This window comes from Faecalicatena contorta (assembly GCF_001404335.1).
Classification (GTDB): domain Bacteria; phylum Bacillota; class Clostridia; order Lachnospirales; family Lachnospiraceae; genus Faecalicatena; species Faecalicatena contortus_B.
In genome coordinates this window covers 82,646-101,965 of record NZ_CYZU01000016.1, presented here as the reverse complement: position 1 = coordinate 101,965, position 19,320 = coordinate 82,646, and the positions used below count along the sequence as shown (strand labels likewise).

Below are 19,320 nucleotides of genomic sequence, written 5' to 3'. Positions count from 1 at the left end.
CCGCCTATCCGGCAGCGGCTGTTCTAGAAACACTTAGCAGCACGGGTGCATATCGCAACGGCATATACAGCCCCAGCACTTCCCCGGCCTCCCTGTCATGAAGCGTCCCCGTCCGTCGACAAGTCTAAAGCTAGCCGACTAAATCCCGAATTAGATGTTGGCTGTGGTATGAACAGTATTCATAAATCAAAATGAATTCCATCTTACGACAGTTACATCTGTGAATGCGCCGATTCATACCTTTGTCACTTTCTTGTCACTTTTCTTTTTTAATATGGTATCATCAAACATGAAAGGGGTTATTAACTTATGGAAATTTTACGCTGCAGCCATCTTACAAAAACATATGGCAGTGGTTCCAATACGGTAACAGCACTGGACGATGTCTCGCTATCTCTTGAACGGGGCAGCTTTACGGCTATTGTCGGTGCATCCGGTTCCGGTAAGTCCACTCTGCTGCATATGCTGGGAGGCGTAGACCGACCTACCAGCGGCAGCATTTTTATCGAGGACACAGACATTTCAACACTCAGCATGGAGCAGCTTGCGGTATTCCGGCGCAGAAAGGTAGGTCTGGTCTATCAGTTTTATAATCTGATCCCAACATTGAACGTAAGGAAAAACATTCTCCTGCCTGTTCTTTTGGATAATCAGAAACCGGATGAGGAGCGGTTTCGCCATCTGGTATCCACGCTGGGGCTTACAGACCGTCTCACACACCTTCCCAGTGAATTATCAGGAGGCCAGCAGCAGCGCACCGCTATCGCAAGAAGCCTCATCTACCAACCGGCGATCCTTCTTGCCGATGAACCAACGGGCAACCTGGACCGTAAAAATTCAGAAGAGACCATCGAACTTCTGAAGCTCTCCAACCGGCAGTACGGACAGTCTGTCCTCCTGATTACACACGATGAAAAGACCGCTCTGAAGGCAGACCGCGTGATTACCCTGGAAGACGGGAAAATTCTGCATGACGAGGTGGTGTCCTGATGAAAATTTTAAGGGAATATGTTTGGGACACGATACGAAGAAATAAACGAACCAGCATTGCCATCATGACCGCTTTATTTCTTATGACCACGATGATGTCCTGTTTCTGCGGTTTTGTTTACACAATGTGGACGGATGCCATTGTCCTCACAAAACTTGAGGACGGCGACTGGCACGGAGAATTGTTCGATACAACGTACGGAAAGGATCTGGAACACATTGAGAACTACGCCTCTGTCTCTGCCGTTCTGGTCAAAGGCCCGTGGGAAGCCGCAAAGCTGGAAGATGAGGGACGCAGGACATACCTCATTACCCGCGGCGCCAACCAGGAATACTGGGATTCTATGCCGGAAAAGGATACCCTGACCGAAGGGAGGCTCCCGCAAGCCGACAATGAGCTGGTACTTTCAAAACAGTATTTTGATGACCACCCCGGTGCAAAAGTGGGCGATACCCTCACGCTTCCGATCGGGCAGCGCATGTATCAGGGGAAGGTATGCATGGAAACAGACGGGTTCCACGAGGAAGAAACCTTCCGTCAAACAGGCACAAAGACATACAAAATTGTAGGAATTCTGGATGTCACCACGTCCTCCTCCGTACCGGCCTATACCGGAATGAGTTATCTGGATACAAAGACTGTGAACCCGGACGATGAGCTAACGGTCTATCTTCGTTTTGACCCCATGAGGAGTACTTATAAGGAGCTCCCGGAACTGGCACGCTCCTTAGGCTATCAGGCCGATGAATACGGATACTATACGCTCAGATATAATGCAGGCCTCCTCTCCAAATACGGGATACTCCCGCCGGATCAGATCGGAAACATCAGCAGCCTCACTGTTCTTGCCGTACCTGCCATGTTTCTGGTCATTGCGCTTCTGATGATCGCCGTATTTGTACTGGTCATCCACAATGCCTTTGCCTTGTCTGCCAGCGAAAAGCTGGTGCAGCTCGGAACCCTGGCCGGCATCGGCGCATCCCCGAAGCAGATCAAGGCGGCGGTGTCATCCGAGGCAATGATCCTGCTGATTGTGCCTCTTCCTGTCGGAATATTATGCGGCTGGCTGTTGGATACAGAGTTGTTCCGTCTGATTAATGCTGCAAATAATATCGGCAGGACCGCGCCGGATATTGTACTTACATTCGGAATTCCTGCCATACTGCCTGCAATTCTCCTGTCCGCTGCCACAGCTTGGCTCTCGGCGAGAATACCGGCCCGCAGAGTTGCAAAACTGATGCCTGTAGAGGCCCTGAGGCAGGTGGAGGTGCTGAAAGGGAGAAAGATCCGGCAGGGACGCATATCCAGCCATTTTGGAATCAGCGGTGAACTGGCTTCCAACGCCCTCACCGCCCGTAAGAAATCCTACCGGGCCGCGACAATTTCCCTTTGTCTATCTTTCCTTCTGCTCACAGGATTTTTATATATTATTACTGCTCAAAATGCATCGAAAGAGGTTTACAGGGCGCAAAATGAATCCCAGGGCCATGTCTTTTTCAGCATCAGCGATGGCCGCCGGCCCGAGCAGAAGGCGTTAGCTGAGGTTTTAAAAGTGCCCGGCGTCTCCAGGGGAGTAATCATGAATAAAATGCCCTGTGCCACCTGGATTACAGAAGATCAGACTTCAGATGATATCGAGACAAATCTGGGTGGATTCGATGAGATAGTATCCAAGAAAAAGTACTCGCCTATTGAAAGGGATGGAAAATACAGGATTTATTCTGTACTTATTGGCCTGGAGGAGGACAGTTTCAGAGAATACTGCAAAGAGATGGGGACAGATCCTGATTCCTACTATAAAGATCCTGCAAAGGCACTGATCTATAACCGGACCGAAGACCCCAATGTCAGTACTAAGAAACAGAAGGTCTACAGAGATATCCTAAAGCTTCAAAAAGGGCAGGCCCTCTCTTTTACGGAAAAGGCTTACGATGAGGACACGGGCGACTTCGAATTTAGGCTGACCATAGGGGATCTGGTGCAGGCACTTCCCGCCGATGGCATTGGCCTGCCATACTTTAGCGTAGTCTCAATCATGCCGATGGAACATGTGCTTGAAATCGCTGCATCCTGCAGTGAGAAACGGCGGTATACTGCATCCTCCGTCAACGGAATCCTTCTGACAGACGACGACGGCGGCATCTCTTATCCGCTGATTCAAAAAGTTTCCGGCCAGATCTCTACGATCCTTGGTAAATATTACGGCAGCGGTGACTACATGGTATCTGACCTGGCAGAAAAAGAAGAGAGCCAAAGACAATCCACCGGCGTTATGAGTATCATTGTGGCGTTCTTAACCGGGCTGCTGGCACTGATCGGCATCTCCAATGTATGGGCAAGTATTTCCGGCAACCTGCGCCAGAGAAGCCGGGAATTCGCCATGCTTAAGTCGGTCGGCCTCTCCCCCGCACAGCTCTGGCGCATGCTGTTCCTGGAGGGATTGGATCTGGGGCTGAAACCGCTGCTTTACAGCCTGCCGTTCCAGGCCGCGGTACTTGCGTGCTTCCTGTACCTCAATGAGGTAACCTTGATCGAATATCTGCCTTTTGCTCCATATGCAGCTGTCCTTGGCTACACCATACTTGTTCTCGCTTCCATTATCGGAGCTTACTATATGGGCGGACGCAGAATTGTACGCCAGAACATCATATCCGCAATTAAGGATGATACCATCTGATACAGAAACGGGCATGTCCCTGTGCAGAATTCTCTGCCCGGACCTGTCCGTTCTGCTTTTCTATAATGCCTTTTGCAAGCGCCAGCCCGATTCCGGCGCTGTCTTTAGCCGCATCCTCCCCTCTGTAAAACCGTTCGAACAGATGCGGAAGATCCTTATTAGAAAAGCCTTTTCCACCGTCCTCAATCAGCATTTCCGTATAAAGCGGATTTTCTTCACAGATTACACGAATCTTACTGTTTTCGGGCGTATGTTCCAGACAATTCTTCAAAATATTCAACAGAGCCTCCGCTGTCCACTGCATGTCCGCAGAGAGCCAGACTTCCGATTCCCCCTGCCCTTTTGTTACAATTTCCAGTTCGACATGCTTCTGCCCCAGCATTGCTCTGAGTGGTTCTGCTGCAAGTTCCGTCAGTTCCTTTGCTTCTACATCCTGCCTGTGAAATTCAAGCGTATGCGAATCCAGCTTTGTCAGGGTCAAAAGCCCGTCAACCAGGCCCTTCAGACGCTCCACCTGGCCCTCCAGACGGTACAGATACTCTTGGTCTTCTGCCTCCAGGGAAGGGCTTAAAAGCTCTGTCATCAGCGACATGGAAGTCAATGGCGTCTTCAGTTGATGCGCGATATCGGCTGTTCTCTCTGCCAAGATCTCGTGGTCCCTGATCGCCTCTTCTCTGGTACAGGCAAGCTTGGCAACGGTCTTGTAAATCTCATCCTCCAGATAGGAAAACATATCTTCCCGCCGGTTAAGTGCAGCTGCCTCGCCCCTCCCCGCCGCCTTCAGATATTCTGTCAGATCTTCAATCCTGCTCCTGAAGCGCATTTCCTTTCTCTCTGTAAAAAAGAACATGATTCCACCGGCTATTTCAAACAGGATAATTCCTGCTGCCAGGGCATATGGCAAATGATCCGGGAAACGAGTCAGCCTTCCATGTCCATATTTGCGCAGATAGGCCTCCGCATCTGCTGCATCCTGATCCGGTTTTTCCGCCCCGCCGCCAGATTCCGGCATGGCGCTCTCCCCCCGGCTGCTTCCCTGATCCGGACTATTTCCTCTATCTGCAGCAAATTTCAAACCCGCGGGAATAGATCTGCCTTCAAGCGCGGCTTCGGTCAGCCGAACCGTATAATCGTACTCACGGAAGCTAAAACAGACAGCAGTCACTACGCCAGCCAGTATCCCGGGAATCAGCCAGAATACGCAGGATAAAAGAAATGCCTTCACTCCACGCCCTTTCATATCTTTTCCTCCATCCGATAGCCAATCCCACGGATCGTCACGATATACTCCGTATCCATCAGTTTTTTCCGCAGACGCTTTACAGTCACTGTCAATGTATTATCATTGACAAAATTCCCCTCTGCGTCCCAGAGCTTATCCAGAATCAGGTTCCGGGGCAGAGTCCTCCCTTTATTCTCCATGAGAACCTCAAGCAGGCGGTATTCCAGTGCCGTTGCATCCACAGACTGCCCATCCAGCATCACCTGCATTTTCTCCCTGTCAAGCTGTATATTACCGCAGGAGAGAACATTCCCTCCATCGTCAGACGTACGGCGGAGTACCGCCGCAATTCTGGACTCCAGTACCGCTATATGAAATGGCTTGGTCACATAATCGTCTGCCCCCATATCCAGCCCCCTGGTAATGTCCTTCACATCGTCACAAACCGTCAGGAAGATAACCGGGGTATCCGCCCGTTCCTTCACCCATTTGCAGAAATCATAGCCACTGCCGTCCGGCAGATTCAAATCCAGGAGAATCAGCTGGAGTCCCTCCGAAAACAGATCCTTCGCCTGCCCTACAGAAGCACAGCTTGTACACATATACCCTTTTCTCTTTAATGCCGACTCGATCCCAAATGCAATTGTCTCGTCATCTTCCACCAGCAGTATCTTTGTCATATATCCTCCATCCGGTCAAATTGGCAATAATATTCACGCGCCGCTTCAGGGCTCAGGGAAAAACGTCTGATCAGTTTTTCTATGATTTGTTCCGCAGTCTTGTTCTCCTCCAGATTATCCAATATCATGGCCTTTGAAGTGTACCCTCTGTCAAGGACAAATTTAAGAAGAAGGGATAATATGTTCTGTATAGACATCGCTATATTTCTTCTTCCTTTTTGGGTTCTTGTATTATCCCTTTCAAAGGATAATTCCCAGTTGTTATATATTGATAATACTCATTCGGAGACAGCTTTGCTAACTGCCATTGGTATCGCTCGTTATTATAGTAATCCAGCCAATCATCAATCCTTGGTTTCACTTCATTAAAGAACTTACACTGGCTTATATCTATTTCATCCTTCATATGCCCGAAAAAGCTTTCCTGAGGTGCGTTATCCCAACAATTCCCCCGCCTGGACATGGACTGCCTTAAACCTTTATCCTTCACCAGCTGAATAAAACTGCAGCTTGTATAATGGCATCCCTGATCCGAGTGAATCATTGTATCAGTCTGCAAGGAAACCCCATGCTTTTCAACCATTTGATTTACCGTTAATAGTACAAAATCCACCTCTAACGATTCACTTAGTACATACGATAATATTTCCTTTGTAAATGCATCTAGAATCGTTGATAGGTAACAGAACATCCCATTATAAGGAATATATGTAATATCTGTTAATAAGACCATTCTAGGGCCATATGATGTGAATTCCCTTTTCAAAAGATTATCCGCAACATTATTTGTCTTTATTGCTCTTGCCATTTGCCTATAGGGATTTGCAGCCCTAATCTTACATACTAACCCATACTTTTTCATCAGGCGGCGGATCTTTTTAACATTCATTATCACAGGTGGATTTTGGTGAACCAGAGCCATATAAATGCCTTTTGCGCCTTTATCATATCCACGTTTTGTATACGCACTGAGGATCATTTCAAAATCTGCCTGGTCTTGTAATTCTTGCTTTTCTCTTTCACCTGCTGCTCCGACCCAGCGATAGTATCCTGATCTTGATACGCCTGCAATATCACAAAGCATTGTAACCGATAAGACATTATCTTTTTTGCTTATTAAATCATAGATAATCTCCAATTTGCAATCTGATCCACCCATAATCAGTCTTTCCGTTTCGTGTTGTCTGCTTTTATAATTTTTTTTAAGAACTCTACTTCCTGACGAAGATATAGGAGTTCATGCTGCATCTGTTCTATATTAGGCGATTCTGTTAAATCCGTTTTAACTTCCTTCATTGGAACTCTTTTTGTCCTGTTCGGGCCTTCGGAAAACCCATGACCAGAAAGTGCTGCTTTTTTTATATGCTGGACTAGGCTGTCGATTCTCTTTTGACCAAACATTTCTGGATTATATCCCATATCAGCAATAATTTTTTTGGGGGTATTTCCAGCCTGATAGCTAATCCAAAAATCCTCCTTAAATTTTGCAGTATGGCTCAGCTTAAACTTCGTTACTTTCAGTGTATATGGATTTTTTATTAATTCTTTCATTTCTTTTGGGGTGTATTCTCGCATATCATTCTCCTTTAGATGTGTTTATTATATATCAACATCTATCAGAGATAAAGAACCCCTTCTTTACACTGTCCACTTTTAAGGTTTTATGCCTTCTTTTTAGTGTCCATTTTTAGGGAACCCTTCTTCTTAATGTGTCCACATCTATGGGTACATTATAGTTCTAGCCCTTGTTCTAGCCCTTGTTCTAAGCCCTGCGCTATTCCCTCGTTTCTGGCTTCTTCCCGTTCATAATATCTTTCTTCCCAAGCCTGCACATATCTCACCCCCGCTTCCTCACTCGTTTTCACCTTACGTACCCGCTGATGTATGCGCTGAATCCGCTCGCTGTCCATATTTGCCGCCGTCTCATCGTTTGTATGTTCCAGATAATAAAGAAATTGTGCCAATTCCTCGGAAACTTCCTCTTTGTTCGTGCCGTGTGTATTTAAAAAAACCCTTACTGCTCCGTCTTCCAGGCAGCACTCCGGTACTTCCTCGCATCTGGATCTGAACGTATACATATATTTATCATAGCCAAATAAATCAAATGTCATAATCATGATGATGTATGCCATATTCAGATGGTTATAATCGGGAACCCCCGGTTCCAAAAGAGAGGTGTCTATTATAGCCTGGTAGTACCTGCTTCTTTTTGCCAGGTCTCCTCTCTTTTTCTGCTGCATTTCCGTATTGTAAATGATAGCGTCTTCATCCATAGAAAATACGTCCATCCGAATTGCGCGCAAAAGCGGCGATACCCGAAGTTCCTTTTCCGTCTCATTTTTATCCAGCAGCGGTACATTCCGCCCAAAGATAATACTTAATACGTCCTGATGCGCTCTTGGGTCTTCCATTACTTCATCAAACAAAAAGCGGTTTGTAAGGTTTAACTCTTTTAACGGTATAATTTTTCGCTTTGTGTCCATATAGTTCTCCTCTATTTTACCACATATTTTCTTCTGTTAAAAGTGAATGGCACACGAAAAAACAATCATAGGCATTCCTCCTTGCAATTATTAAATTCTTCAAACATTGAATCACCGGACGAAACTGCCCTTAGGATTGAAATTAGATATTTCAAGAATAATGAGTATAAAGAATGTTTGAAATGAATCCAGATTCATGGATTGGACTCATTCACATTAACATATAAAACCAAGGATTGTCAATGTATCTGTGCATCTATAACAGGATAACCGTATATAAGTTTATCCTGCCAAGATATTTGTTGAACTTCCTGTTACGAATCATGTATAATAGGTTCAGGCATTTATCCGAGGAGCATAACGACACTGCTCCTGCTGACCGGCATTTTACTTATTTAAATACCCTATTCAAAACTACAAAGGAGATTGGTTATATGAGAAGAAAGCCTGACCTTCACATTCGATTTTTTAATGATTTTACAGTATCCAGCCCCTATTATGAGTACGCTCCGAGCGCACACAACAGTACACAGCTGACATTGCTGATATCCTACCTGGTAGCCAATCAGGATACCAAAGTGCCAAAAGATGTACTGATGGCCATGCTGTGGCCCGATGAAAAGGATAAGTGTCCGGTCGGCGCCCTGCGCAATCTGGTATACAGAGCACGAAAAGAACTTGAACATCTTTATCCCGATAAGGATGTGGATTACATCAAGTTTACCCAGGATGCCTACTACTGGAATCCCGATCTTTACTGTAAGATCGACATCCATGACTTTGAGAATTACAACAACCTGGCCCGGCAGGAACCTGATCCGGAAAGGCAGTTCCGTTATTACTACCGGATGCACCGCCTGTATACAGGTGAATTCCTTTCCAACCACACCTCCATCGAATGGGTTCAGTACCGCATAACCTATTATAAAAATATGTATATTAACTGTACCATGAATATCTCTATACCAGGCACCGTTATGACGAGTTGATTGCTCTATGTGACCAATCTATTATTTTCTATCCCGACGAAGACCGTTTTTACCGTTATAAACTGCTTGCTTATCTGGGTATGAATACCATTAAGACAGCGCTGGAATACTACCACACTACCCTGGATTTCTTTTCTTCCAAATACGGTACTGATATCAGCGGATCTCTGAGGGATGTCCATCAGGAGATTCTCCTGCGCATGCCCAGCAAAGAACTTGATATCAACGAACTGGAAACAACACTTGGAAAAGATGATAAGAGCGGACAGACTTTTTACTGTAACTTTGATATCTTTAAGAACATCTATCATCTGCATTCCCGCTCCTCCCTGCGTATGCCGGGCCGGCATTATCTGATGCTGCTTACCCTGCATTCAAAAAAGGAAAAGATGCCGGATGCCGCAAAGGTGAAAGAAGTCATGGAAACCCTGTACTATATGCTTTCCACACATTTGCGTAAAAATGACGTTTTCACCAGAACATCGCTGACTCAGTACTCTGTGCTACTGAGCGTTACAGAAAAAATAGGCGTGGATACGGTAGCTGCCCGAATAAGCGAGGCGTTCCATGAGATGAATTCAAATTCGGAATTGTATCTGGAAGTCTCAAGCAAGGAAATCTAAAAACCGGAACCAAGCGGGCAAGCCCCGGAGAAATTTCCGATATCATATACCAGCACCGCAGCAGAAGAGGCAGACTGTACCGGGGATGCATACTTAATGCACGATCCCCGGTACAGCCCGCCTCTCCTACTGCGGTGCTGTTTTAATCTCTTTATTCTTATTGTATATTTCCAGAACTGTCACATTATGATAGCATACTGTGACTTTATTGAACCTGCTTTTATTGAAAGTACCTATTTACGTGAATCCGCCACGGCCCGGTACATAGCCAGTATGTTAACTCCCGGTACGTCGGGCATGATATTGTGTTCCTGATTAAAGACAAATCCGCCGCCCGGAGCAAAGATATCAATCATTCTTCTTGTATACTCATACACTTCTTCCGGTGTGGACCGGTTCAGGATGCTTCTCGTATTGCATCCCCCGCCCCAAAATGTGATATCCTTTCCGAACTCGCGTTTCAGTACCGCAGGATCCATCTGATAGGCCGTTGTCTGAACCGGGTTGATTACATCGTATCCTGCATCAATCAGATCCCCTATGATCGGATATATAGAACCGCAGGAGTGCAGAAATGTTTTCATGCTGCTGTGTTTGTGTACATATTCGTTTAACTGTCTGTGGTATGGTTTGAATAATTCCTGATATTTTTCCCTGGACATAAACATTCCCGTGTCCATTCCCAGATCATCACCAAAACGCAGGATATCTACGATATCCCCCACTGATTCACATACCTTTTCCAGTGTGGCAAGATGGCGGATCATCAGTTGTTCTACCAGTGATTCCACATTTTCAGGGTCTGCATATGTGTCCATCAGAAAATTGTCGATTCTCCTCAGGAAAGTCCCCCACTCAAACAGGTTACATCCGCAGGTGATCATCAGCGCTCGGTCTGTCTTTTCCCTGAGCGCCAGCGTGCGCTCTCTTAACTTCTGGTAAAAGTTCTCTTCACCTGCATGATCCCATGGACTGTGCACCAAAGCGCTCCAGAGTACTTTTCCCATCTGGTGGTCCAAGTCAGACCAATCATCCGGATAATCATCCATATATGGAAAATATGTCTGGTCAAAAAAAGTGGCTCCGACCGGCATTCTTGCGATTAATGTGCCCTCCTCATCATGGACTACATAGTCTCCGTTTTCCAGCTTTTTGGGCCGGAACCATTTTGGATACTGGCCCGTGGAGCCATCCGCAAGTGTCACATCATACCAGTCATCGTCATTCTCATTGAATACTCTTCCTATATCAATTACATCTACGCCGAATTGATCCATAAGCTCAATCTCCGGCTGTACAACCTGTTGTACTACATCATATATTCTTGTATGCCCGCCGGAGATTCCCATCTCCTTTTTCAGATTGTTATAAGCAATTGCAGATATACCTGAACTCGGCGTCCCGCCCAGATCCAGCGGCACATAATCAGGTTCTTCGTGGTTGATAGATGCTAAGACTCTTTCCCTTGACGTCATGCTGTTTATTCCTCCATTTCTAAACGGTTAGATTTTTCTATATGCGGTAAATGATTTGTTATTTTTGATTATAAACTAAAATACTGTAAATTCAATACCATTTTTTAAATTCTAATCTAAACGTTTAGATATTTTGATTTACTTAACCTGATGTGTTATGATGAAACAATAAAAACACGCTGTAATTTTTATTCATACTGGAGGTGATTATCATTGGCAACCTTAAAAGATGTTGCAAAAGACGCCGGAGTCTCGATTGCAACGGTTTCCTGCTGTCTGAGCGGCGCAAAAAATGTAAAACCGGAGACCCGTGCCAGGATCATGGATTCCATAGAAAAGCTAAAATATATTCCCAATGCGTCGGCGCGCAGCCTCAAAACTGCAGATTCAAAAAAGATCGGGATTGTTCTCACTGATATCGATGATTATTACCACGCCGAAATATTCAAAGGCATCTCATCTTATCTTCAGAATAAGGGGTTCAGCATGAATGTTGCTTTTTCCAACAACTCCCCTGATATCGAATGTGATAAAATAGATGATTTTGTAAGCGGCAATGTGTCCGGTCTGTTAATCATCACGTCTCAGCCCGGGAATACGGATTTTTTTACAACCAGGATCAAAAATTATAATATCCCCACCGTCTTTATCGAACGCAGGCCGGACAATATGAATGCTAGTTTTGTCGGTTTTGATAATGTGAAAACCGCCTACTATCTCACGGAAAACCTGCTCAGGAAAGGCTATCAGAACATTGCCCTGATTACCGGTTCGCAGCAGTTCTCTTCCGAGGCCGAGTCCATAGAAGGGTACCGGACTGCTCTGCAGGATTATGGTCGGCCCGTGAACCCCGATCTGATCCGTTCTGCCAATATGACCAAAGAAGATGGATTTAAGGCATTTCTCACCCTTCCCCTCCTGAACCAGGTAGACGCCGTGATCACTACATCGGAAAATGCAGCCCAGGGCGTGGCAGAAGCCTGCAAAATACACGGGAGCAACCCATCGGAAGATATACAGATCCTGACTTTTGGGGAAGAGTCCTGGAGCCGTGCCAGCCTGTCCGGAATCACCCATACCTCCCGTACCGCATTTACACTGGGCCAAAAAGCCGCCGGGCTGCTGATGAAAAATATAGAATCCCCTGTTCTGTTTGAGGAAAAGACCCTGCTTTTTACAGATGAAATTATACACACCAGGCTTTTCATTCCCGAAGCAAAAAAAAACAGTCCTACGGTCAAAAAGACAAACACTGCACAGGAACCGCTTCGTATCCTGATGGCTGACCTTGCAACCTCCCATGCCGCCAGACTGCTTTCCGAAAATTTCACCAGACAGACCGGTATTCCGGCAGAGATTGATTTCGCTGCACAAAACGAACTTCTGGATAAAATTGTGGAGGATATGGGCTGTTCACAATCCCGCTATGATATTTATATGTACGACATTCCCTGGCTGCAGTATCTGGTACAGAACGGAATGATTGCAGATATAACAGACTATATCCAAAGCGATCGCTTTCATCCGGAGGCCTTTTTTCCGGAGAATCTGGAAAACTGTATGTTTGATAAACATTATTATGGCATTCCCATCGTAGGAGGATCGCAAATTTTGTTTTACAGAAGGGATCTCTTTGAGAACCGGAACGTACAAAAAGAATTTAAGAAGATGTTCCAGATCCCGCTCTCACCGCCCCGTACATGGACAGAATTCAACGGAATCGCTTCCTTTTTTACAAGAGAATACAATCCAAACTCCCCAACCCTTTACGGAACTTCCATGGCTGGAATCGTGGACGAGGAACTGGCCCCCGAAATCCTGATCCGCCTCTGGTCCTACGGGGGAAAAATATGGGATAAATACAACCGGGTCTGTCTGAATACTCCGGAAAATAACCAGGCCTTCGGCAGTATCCTAAAAACCCTTGATTATATCGGGAGGCCTCCGTTTGACACTGCAATTGAACAGACTGTCGAGGATTTTTGTTCCGGAAAAACAGCGATGCTGATCACCTACTCAGAATATGCGGGCCAGATCTGCCAAAGCATCCACAACCATATCATAGGCCGTGTCGGATACGAACCCATCCCCGGAAAAACTCCTGCCAGCGTGGGATGGAACCTGGGGATGAATCCATGCACTGCCAGATCAGAAGAAGCATGTATGTATTTCCAGTGGCTCTCTCATAAAGATATCAGCATCTACATGACCATTCTGGACGGCCAGTCCCCTGCACGGGCGCCTTACTCCAGCCACGAACTGCTGAAGCTTTATCCCTGGATGGAACTGACCGAAGAAAGCTTCGAATACTGCCGGAAAAGAACCGGGCCTTACAGTAAAAATTCCCTGATCATCCCGCAGAGCCGGATTGAGGCTGCACTTTGCAGTGTGATGAAGAATATTGTAAACAATGGGATGTCCATCACAGAGGCTTTGAATAACGGGCAGGAAGAAATGCAGGCACTGTTTAAATCCTATGGGTATCCGAAACCGCTGCATTTGTTGGGGTAGGGGGGGACGCCTGCAGGTAGTTTCCCCCGCACATCTCCCTACAGGCTGCGTGCATCCAATCGGTAGAATAGATGCATCGGGAGAGCACTGATATTGGTGAAAGCGGATTGAGTCAGTTAATAAAAATATTTTTTTAGAAATAGAATTTAATTTTTATAAGTCTGGTATTACTTATAGTAACGGTTATATGTTACTCCTTGCGGTTGCGGTTTTTTCTGTGCAGCATTACTGATCCTGCGATGATCAGTATGAGAAGCACAGCTGCGGAACCTATTCCAACATACAATTTAAGCCTGGGCTGTTCGGCTTTTTCATCTTTTGCAGGCTCTGTCGGCGCTGGTTGAGTTTCCTGTTTATTTTCTATTTTACGGCTGTCGCTTGCTGCAGTATCTCCCATCAGTTTTTGATAGCCTTCCTCTGTCAGAGTAACCTCTGCGCTGCCCACTGCCTGGCCTTTATAGGTATAGATAATTTTTCCGTCCCGGATTCCATTTTCGGTTAATACGATGTTTTTCTCCAGACTGGAAAAGTTTACGCTCTGGGGTAGTACGACATAGGGGTTTTCTGTGTTAAAATTACTGATGTCTTCTGAGGTTTCCAGTGTCTCAACTGGAACTTTTTTGAAGTTCGAAAATACATAGTCCATCATGGCTCTTGTATCGGTATAGGCATCTACGCCGTAATCATAGAGTACTACGGCGGCCAGGTGCATGTCTCCGTTATCTGCCATTGTCACCAGGGTTGTCTTGGCCTGGTCCGTATAACCGGTTTTACCGCCGGTACAGTATTCGTAATAATAGTAATTTTCCGGCCACAGCATCTTGTGGTTCTGTTGAAATACGCGTTCTTCCTGTGTCAGGTTTGTGGGTCCGATTTTATATTCCAGTGTCCCCATGATGGTTCTGAATTCTGGCTGCTGGTACACGGCAGACGCGATAAGCGCCATGTCATGGGCCGTTGTGTAATGCTCATCATCGTGAAGCCCATTCGGATTCACCCAATGCGAATTGGTACATCCAAGCTCTTTTGCCCTGTCATTCATTTTCTGTATAAATGTATCATAGTTTCCACCCAGGCGCTGCTCTCCCACGCTTTCGGCAACCGCATGTGAAACTTCATTTGCAGAAGCCAGAAGCACTGCATGGAGCGAATCATCCAGGCTTAATTCCTCTCCCGCTTTCATCCCAATCTGTGCATCATCATACTGCAGAAAGGAGATACTGTCCTCTGTAAACTTTACCTTATCGGCCAGATCTGCATTCTCCAGTGCAACAAGCGTGGTCAGGAGTTTTGTGATACTCGCCGGGAAATGCTTTGCATCCATATTCTTTCCATACAGGATCGCACCGCTCTCCATATCCATTACAACTGCCGAATCGGCGTACACCTTCGGACCTTCTGGCCATGCCTCCAGGCCGTTTGTATCGATCTTTGCCTCATAGGATGACGCTTTTTCCTGCGCTTCCGCTTCGGCTGCAAGCTCCTCCTCCGTCTTCTCCTGTGTATCGCCATCTTCCGCCAGTACAACGGACGGGGAAAGTATCAAAATTGCTGCTAATAAAAAACAAAATAAAAACCGTTTTAACTTCATAATTCCCTCCAGATTTTTATTATCATATGCCGATCTTTCTAAACTCATTCTTATATAAAAAAATTATTACATGCATAATATGTGGAATTTTTTTTATCATAATTTTGCTGTTCTGGCTAATTATCCCATACTTTATTCTGCAGCTTTGCTGCAGACTCGCCCGCAGGGCATGAATTACGGGGTACCCTTTGAGTATACCTTATTCCGCAGTTTACTGCGGATCCGCCCGCAAGGCATGAGTTATGGTGTGCTTTTTGGTATATATTACATACTACTCCAAATAATAAGAGCTTGCAAGTAGTGAGCTTATGAAGACTGGAAATCAGATGTAAACGGATAGATCTCTTAATATTTTTTCATTATATCCAATTGATAATACAACACTGCGGTGCTGTATAGTGCAATCAGCACCAAAGAAAGTAAAATCCCCGCCACAATATCAGTAAACCAATGGACACCGGATATAAGCCGCCCGATTACAGTTACTATCATAATGAGAACCGATACAATATCCGATATCCAAAGCCAAGCCTTCCTTTCCTGCAGATAATAATGAAACTGCAGCATGGCTGTAGCCATAATACAGTTTACAAACATAACATGTGAGGAAGGAAACGATGCTTCTAAGCTTTCTGTAAGAATGATGGGCCTATAATTGACAACCACTACTTCAAAAAACACATAAACAGCAATAACCATCGCGTAAAATACACCCAACAATAATATTCTGTAATCGACTTTCTTAATGCTTTTCCGCTTTATAAGCTGGAACAGTCCCAGAACCGCAAACCCCAAAGCAATTACTATCGCGAAAACTCCAAGCCAGTCAGTAATATCGTACCATAATAGGTTTACACCGAAAAATTTAAACACACACTGGTTGACGGACGCGAGGCCAACTTTTGAGTGATCCGGACCGACGGGCTGAACATCCACGGTTTTGACCATAACAGTAAAAAGTATAAAGATGAAAAACAATCCCCCTGTTATGATAAGACACTTCTTTAATTTTTTTTGCATAATCAATCTTCCTTTCTTTTGCGGAAATAATCTATTTGCAAGCTGCATTTGGATTATCTGCCAGCAGTACCAAAAGGACAAGAAACCTGTCGTCACAATAGAAAAAGGCCCCGACACTCTTCGTGTCAAAGGGCCTTTTCTCAAGGATTTAATGCTGATCTGCCTGCATCTGCTTCCATAGTAAAAATACTTTCACTCCAAAAAATAAAAATAATAGAATAGTTGCATATGGCTCTCTTGCAGCTGCAAATAAACAGATAGCTGCCGCACCGGCTGCAATCGAAATTTTAGTAAAAAAACGGTACAATAACTCCTTCTCAATATAGGTGAATATAAGTCTGGCAATGCCAAGTCCGATCAAAAATGTAAAGACAGACCAATAAATAGTACGGTCTATATTGGGGGTATGGGTATTCGCCAGAAGATTCACGGAGTAAACATGGTTCCCTTCCGGCTTTCCATAAATCGGAAGTAATATAAATGCAACAGACAAAACATCAACGATCCCGCTGATAACCATGTAGATCTTTTTAAGATTGGAACGGTTCTCAGTTTCCGCCAGGGTAATCAATTCATCACTTGATAATAATTCATCAATAGTAACTGAAAAAAGTTTTGATATGCATTTTAAAGATTCGATGTTTGGATAGCCCCTGCCGCTTTCCCACTTTGATATAGCTGTCCGTGATACATACAGCTGCTCTGCAAGCTGTTCCTGCGTAAGATTGTGATTCTTTCTGAGCTGCTGCAGCTTTTCATTAAATTCCATTTGTATCCCCTGTTCGTTATTTGTCTTAGACTTCTATAGCAACAGATTCTTGGATAAACTCTCCACTGCTCTTTCATTTTTCTGAGGTTTCGATGTATACCTCCTGCAATTTATTGTATACATATTATAAAGTTTTATCAACACTCAAATCCAATGTACCGAAAATAGATAAGTCCATTATATTATAATAGCTCATATATTTAATCTCTATATCTGGCTGTCATACTGAATCAGGACAGAGGCATAAAAAACCTCTTTTCTCTGCTCAAACCGGACAGTCCCATTATAACGCGCTGCGATATCCTGTACAGACGCTGCTCCTATCCCCATACCGGGGCGCTTCGATGACAAGGGGAGGCCATCCATGAAGCGGACGGATGTCTTACAGGTGTTGTCGATTAGAATCAGCAGCTCCGAGTTACCATGGCGTTTGATGCGTACCTTGATAAACGGCTGTTCATCCTTCTGCTGCAGGCAGGCTTCCACCGCATTTTCCAGCAGATTCCCCAGTAACACGGTCATATCGGTCTCGGTAATGGAGGAGAGTTCGGGATAATCTGTTTTTACATCAAATTGTATTCCGTTGTCCCGTGACACCCCCGCATAATAACTGATGACAGCGTTCACCACGTCATTGCGGCAGTACAAATCAAGCACCTCATGGGGCAGTTCATTTTTATACAGTTCAATGTAATTATGCAATCCCTCTTTGTCATCTTTCTCTATGTAGGACTGTACGACAGCCAGGTGCTGTCGCAGATCGTGTCTTGCTTTCCTCATCTCATCCATATGCTGTGCCAGACTGTCAAACTGCTTTTTCTGAGCATTCATACTCTGATTGGCATAGTGCAATGCTTCCTCTAATTGTGTACGGGTTCTTGAAATCTCCAGTACTTTGAATGCCACAAAGGACACATAGCACGTACCAAACAGCATCAAATAGCGGGAAACCAAAAATTCCCATGTGGCATAGGCGTAGACATCATCGACAGCACAATACAGCATCCCGAATAAGGTTGAGAACAGCGGGATCTTCCACAGATACCGCCATAATGCATCATCCTGGATCTTCAGCGCTTCCGTAACAGTGTGCTGAAGATAGTGGAACAGAAACGGGCAGGTGATGAGGTATATTATAATACGGGCAATGTTGTAGACCAGATAGGGATGTTGGTCGGAAAAATTCCAGAAGAACCTGCTCTCAATGTAGTTCGCATTTCCAAAGACAAAGAAAGACCACGAAAGCAGAAGCAGATAGGTGAACATCAGTTTTGGGAAGCACTCCTTTATCAGAGAAAAAGACAATATGAGATTGATCAGCATGAACCCATAGCGCATGACTGTTGTCCACAGCATCGCCGTCTCATACCCACTGGAATTAATCAGGTAAAAAACCAGACTGTTGAGAGTCGCGACACCGGTAATCAGTACCATGATATAGCGAAACGGAATTCGCAGCCTGTCACGGAACATGTAATAGCGCGGCACGGCAAAGGGAATAAAATCCAGATATGGAAATAAGATCACCATCAGGGTATCTATCACAGCAGATCCTCCTCTCTTGCTTTTTGAAACAGATAGGTATGGTAGTTCATTTCGATTTTCTTTCTGTCCCGCTTGGAAAAGGGCAGCCTTTTGCCTGTCCTCAACAGGAAGTCCAGCTTATCCAGACGCTCCACATGATCAAGGTTTACGATGCATCCCTTATAACAGGTTTGAAACTGGGGATAGCAAAGCAGCATAGTTGTTAAGTTACTAAATGGAATCCGGTATCGCCTGATCCCCCGCTGCTCGGTATGTACCTGCACATAATGTCCGTCAACATCACACCAGAGAATCTCACGCAGAAGGATGCGATCTTCCTCCAAACAGATGAATCGTGCATTTCTTATCTTTGCAATTGAAAGCATTGACAACGTATGCTCAAAAGCAGCATAGCTGAACGGTTTCAGCAGATAACCGCCTGCCTTTACCAGATAACTGTCTATTGCATGGTCACGGCTGGTGGTGACGAATACAAGAGAGACAAGTCCATCGCTCTGCCTGATTTTCCATGCCGTATCAATGCCAGATAGCCCGTCCATATACTGGTCAATAAAAATAAGGTCGTAAGTGTCTTTTCTGAACGTAGAAAGAAATGCTTCCCCGCTGCTAAAATCCTCAATCGTAAGAATCTCATCCGCATAATGTTCCGCAAAAAAACGATGCAGGCTGTCTTGTATTTCATTCCTACATTCCGAAAGATCATCTATGACAGCGACTTTCATATCGAATCCTCGCTTCCTGTAT

17 protein-coding genes are annotated in these 19,320 nt (G+C 45.1%); 5 read left to right on the top strand and 12 right to left on the bottom strand.

Going from position 1 to position 19,320, the window contains the following annotated elements; all coding sequences use genetic code 11:
- Positions 1-309: 309 nt before the first annotated feature.
- Positions 310-990: an ABC transporter ATP-binding protein gene (locus ARB69_RS10210; protein ID WP_050638692.1), complete on the top strand. Its 681-nt coding sequence runs from the start codon at positions 310-312 to the stop codon at positions 988-990.
- On the top strand, positions 990-3,668 hold the full coding sequence (locus ARB69_RS10205) for an ABC transporter permease (protein ID WP_055152920.1): 2,679 nt from the start codon (positions 990-992) through the stop codon (positions 3,666-3,668). The genes ARB69_RS10210 and ARB69_RS10205 overlap by 1 nt, the downstream gene beginning before the upstream one ends.
- Here the strand turns inward: ARB69_RS10205 and ARB69_RS10200 are convergent.
- From ARB69_RS10200 to ARB69_RS10175, 6 genes are all read right to left on the bottom strand, one after another.
- Positions 3,649-4,908: a sensor histidine kinase gene (locus ARB69_RS10200; RefSeq protein ID WP_055152918.1), complete on the bottom strand. Its 1,260-nt coding sequence runs from the start codon at positions 4,906-4,908 to the stop codon at positions 3,649-3,651. The two genes, ARB69_RS10205 and ARB69_RS10200, sit on opposite strands and share 20 nt — an antisense overlap.
- Complete coding sequence (locus tag ARB69_RS10195; protein WP_055152916.1) at positions 4,905-5,570, bottom strand: response regulator transcription factor; 666 nt, start codon at positions 5,568-5,570, stop codon at positions 4,905-4,907. The genes ARB69_RS10200 and ARB69_RS10195 overlap by 4 nt, the downstream gene beginning before the upstream one ends.
- A complete protein-coding gene (locus ARB69_RS10190; protein ID WP_055152914.1) occupies positions 5,567-5,767 on the bottom strand; it encodes a hypothetical protein in 201 nt (66 codons plus the stop codon). The genes ARB69_RS10195 and ARB69_RS10190 overlap by 4 nt, the downstream gene beginning before the upstream one ends.
- Positions 5,768-5,769: 2 nt before the next feature.
- Positions 5,770-6,729: an IS3 family transposase gene (locus tag ARB69_RS10185; protein WP_055152912.1), complete on the bottom strand. Its 960-nt coding sequence runs from the start codon at positions 6,727-6,729 to the stop codon at positions 5,770-5,772.
- 2 nt (positions 6,730-6,731) lie between these two features.
- The gene (locus ARB69_RS10180; protein WP_055152911.1) at positions 6,732-7,145 is read right to left on the bottom strand and encodes an HTH domain-containing protein; all 414 of its coding nucleotides are present in this window, start codon (positions 7,143-7,145) and stop codon (positions 6,732-6,734) included.
- Positions 7,146-7,300: 155 nt separating this feature from the next.
- Positions 7,301-8,053 (bottom strand): Rpn family recombination-promoting nuclease/putative transposase, encoded by a 753-nt coding sequence (locus tag ARB69_RS10175; RefSeq protein WP_083487066.1) that lies wholly within the window; start codon positions 8,051-8,053, stop codon positions 7,301-7,303.
- Positions 8,054-8,487: 434 nt separating this feature from the next.
- Here ARB69_RS10175 and ARB69_RS10170 point away from each other — a divergent pair, with 434 nt between their 5' ends.
- The gene (locus ARB69_RS10170) at positions 8,488-9,042 is read left to right on the top strand and encodes an AfsR/SARP family transcriptional regulator (RefSeq protein WP_055152909.1); all 555 of its coding nucleotides are present in this window, start codon (positions 8,488-8,490) and stop codon (positions 9,040-9,042) included.
- A complete protein-coding gene (locus tag ARB69_RS10165) occupies positions 9,039-9,665 on the top strand; it encodes a BTAD domain-containing putative transcriptional regulator (RefSeq protein WP_055152907.1) in 627 nt (208 codons plus the stop codon). The genes ARB69_RS10170 and ARB69_RS10165 overlap by 4 nt, the downstream gene beginning before the upstream one ends.
- A gap of 233 nt (positions 9,666-9,898) precedes the next feature.
- On the opposite strand, the gene ARB69_RS10160 is transcribed toward ARB69_RS10165, so the two are convergent.
- Positions 9,899-11,140: a uroporphyrinogen decarboxylase family protein gene (locus tag ARB69_RS10160; RefSeq protein ID WP_050639153.1), complete on the bottom strand. Its 1,242-nt coding sequence runs from the start codon at positions 11,138-11,140 to the stop codon at positions 9,899-9,901.
- A 213-nt stretch (positions 11,141-11,353) separates the two neighbouring features.
- Here ARB69_RS10160 and ARB69_RS10155 point away from each other — a divergent pair, with 213 nt between their 5' ends.
- On the top strand, positions 11,354-13,651 hold the full coding sequence (locus ARB69_RS10155; protein ID WP_055152905.1) for an extracellular solute-binding protein: 2,298 nt from the start codon (positions 11,354-11,356) through the stop codon (positions 13,649-13,651).
- Between the two features lie 190 nt (positions 13,652-13,841).
- Here ARB69_RS10155 and ARB69_RS10150 read toward each other — a convergent pair whose 3' ends face one another.
- The 5 genes from ARB69_RS10150 to ARB69_RS10130 all read right to left on the bottom strand — a co-directional run bounded on the left by ARB69_RS10150 (position 13,842) and on the right by ARB69_RS10130 (position 19,298).
- Positions 13,842-15,242, bottom strand: a complete 1,401-nt coding sequence (locus ARB69_RS10150) for a D-alanyl-D-alanine carboxypeptidase family protein (RefSeq protein ID WP_055152903.1) — start codon at positions 15,240-15,242, stop codon at positions 13,842-13,844.
- 345 nt (positions 15,243-15,587) lie between these two features.
- Positions 15,588-16,262, bottom strand: coding sequence for a phosphatase PAP2 family protein (locus ARB69_RS10145; RefSeq protein ID WP_055152901.1), 675 nt, complete (start codon positions 16,260-16,262; stop codon positions 15,588-15,590).
- A 148-nt stretch (positions 16,263-16,410) separates the two neighbouring features.
- A complete protein-coding gene (locus tag ARB69_RS10140) occupies positions 16,411-17,031 on the bottom strand; it encodes a helix-turn-helix domain-containing protein (protein ID WP_055152899.1) in 621 nt (206 codons plus the stop codon).
- A 207-nt stretch (positions 17,032-17,238) separates the two neighbouring features.
- Complete coding sequence (locus tag ARB69_RS10135) at positions 17,239-18,576, bottom strand: sensor histidine kinase (protein WP_055152897.1); 1,338 nt, start codon at positions 18,574-18,576, stop codon at positions 17,239-17,241.
- A complete protein-coding gene (locus ARB69_RS10130) occupies positions 18,573-19,298 on the bottom strand; it encodes a LytR/AlgR family response regulator transcription factor (protein WP_055152895.1) in 726 nt (241 codons plus the stop codon). The genes ARB69_RS10135 and ARB69_RS10130 overlap by 4 nt, the downstream gene beginning before the upstream one ends.
- Positions 19,299-19,320: the final 22 nt, after the last annotated feature.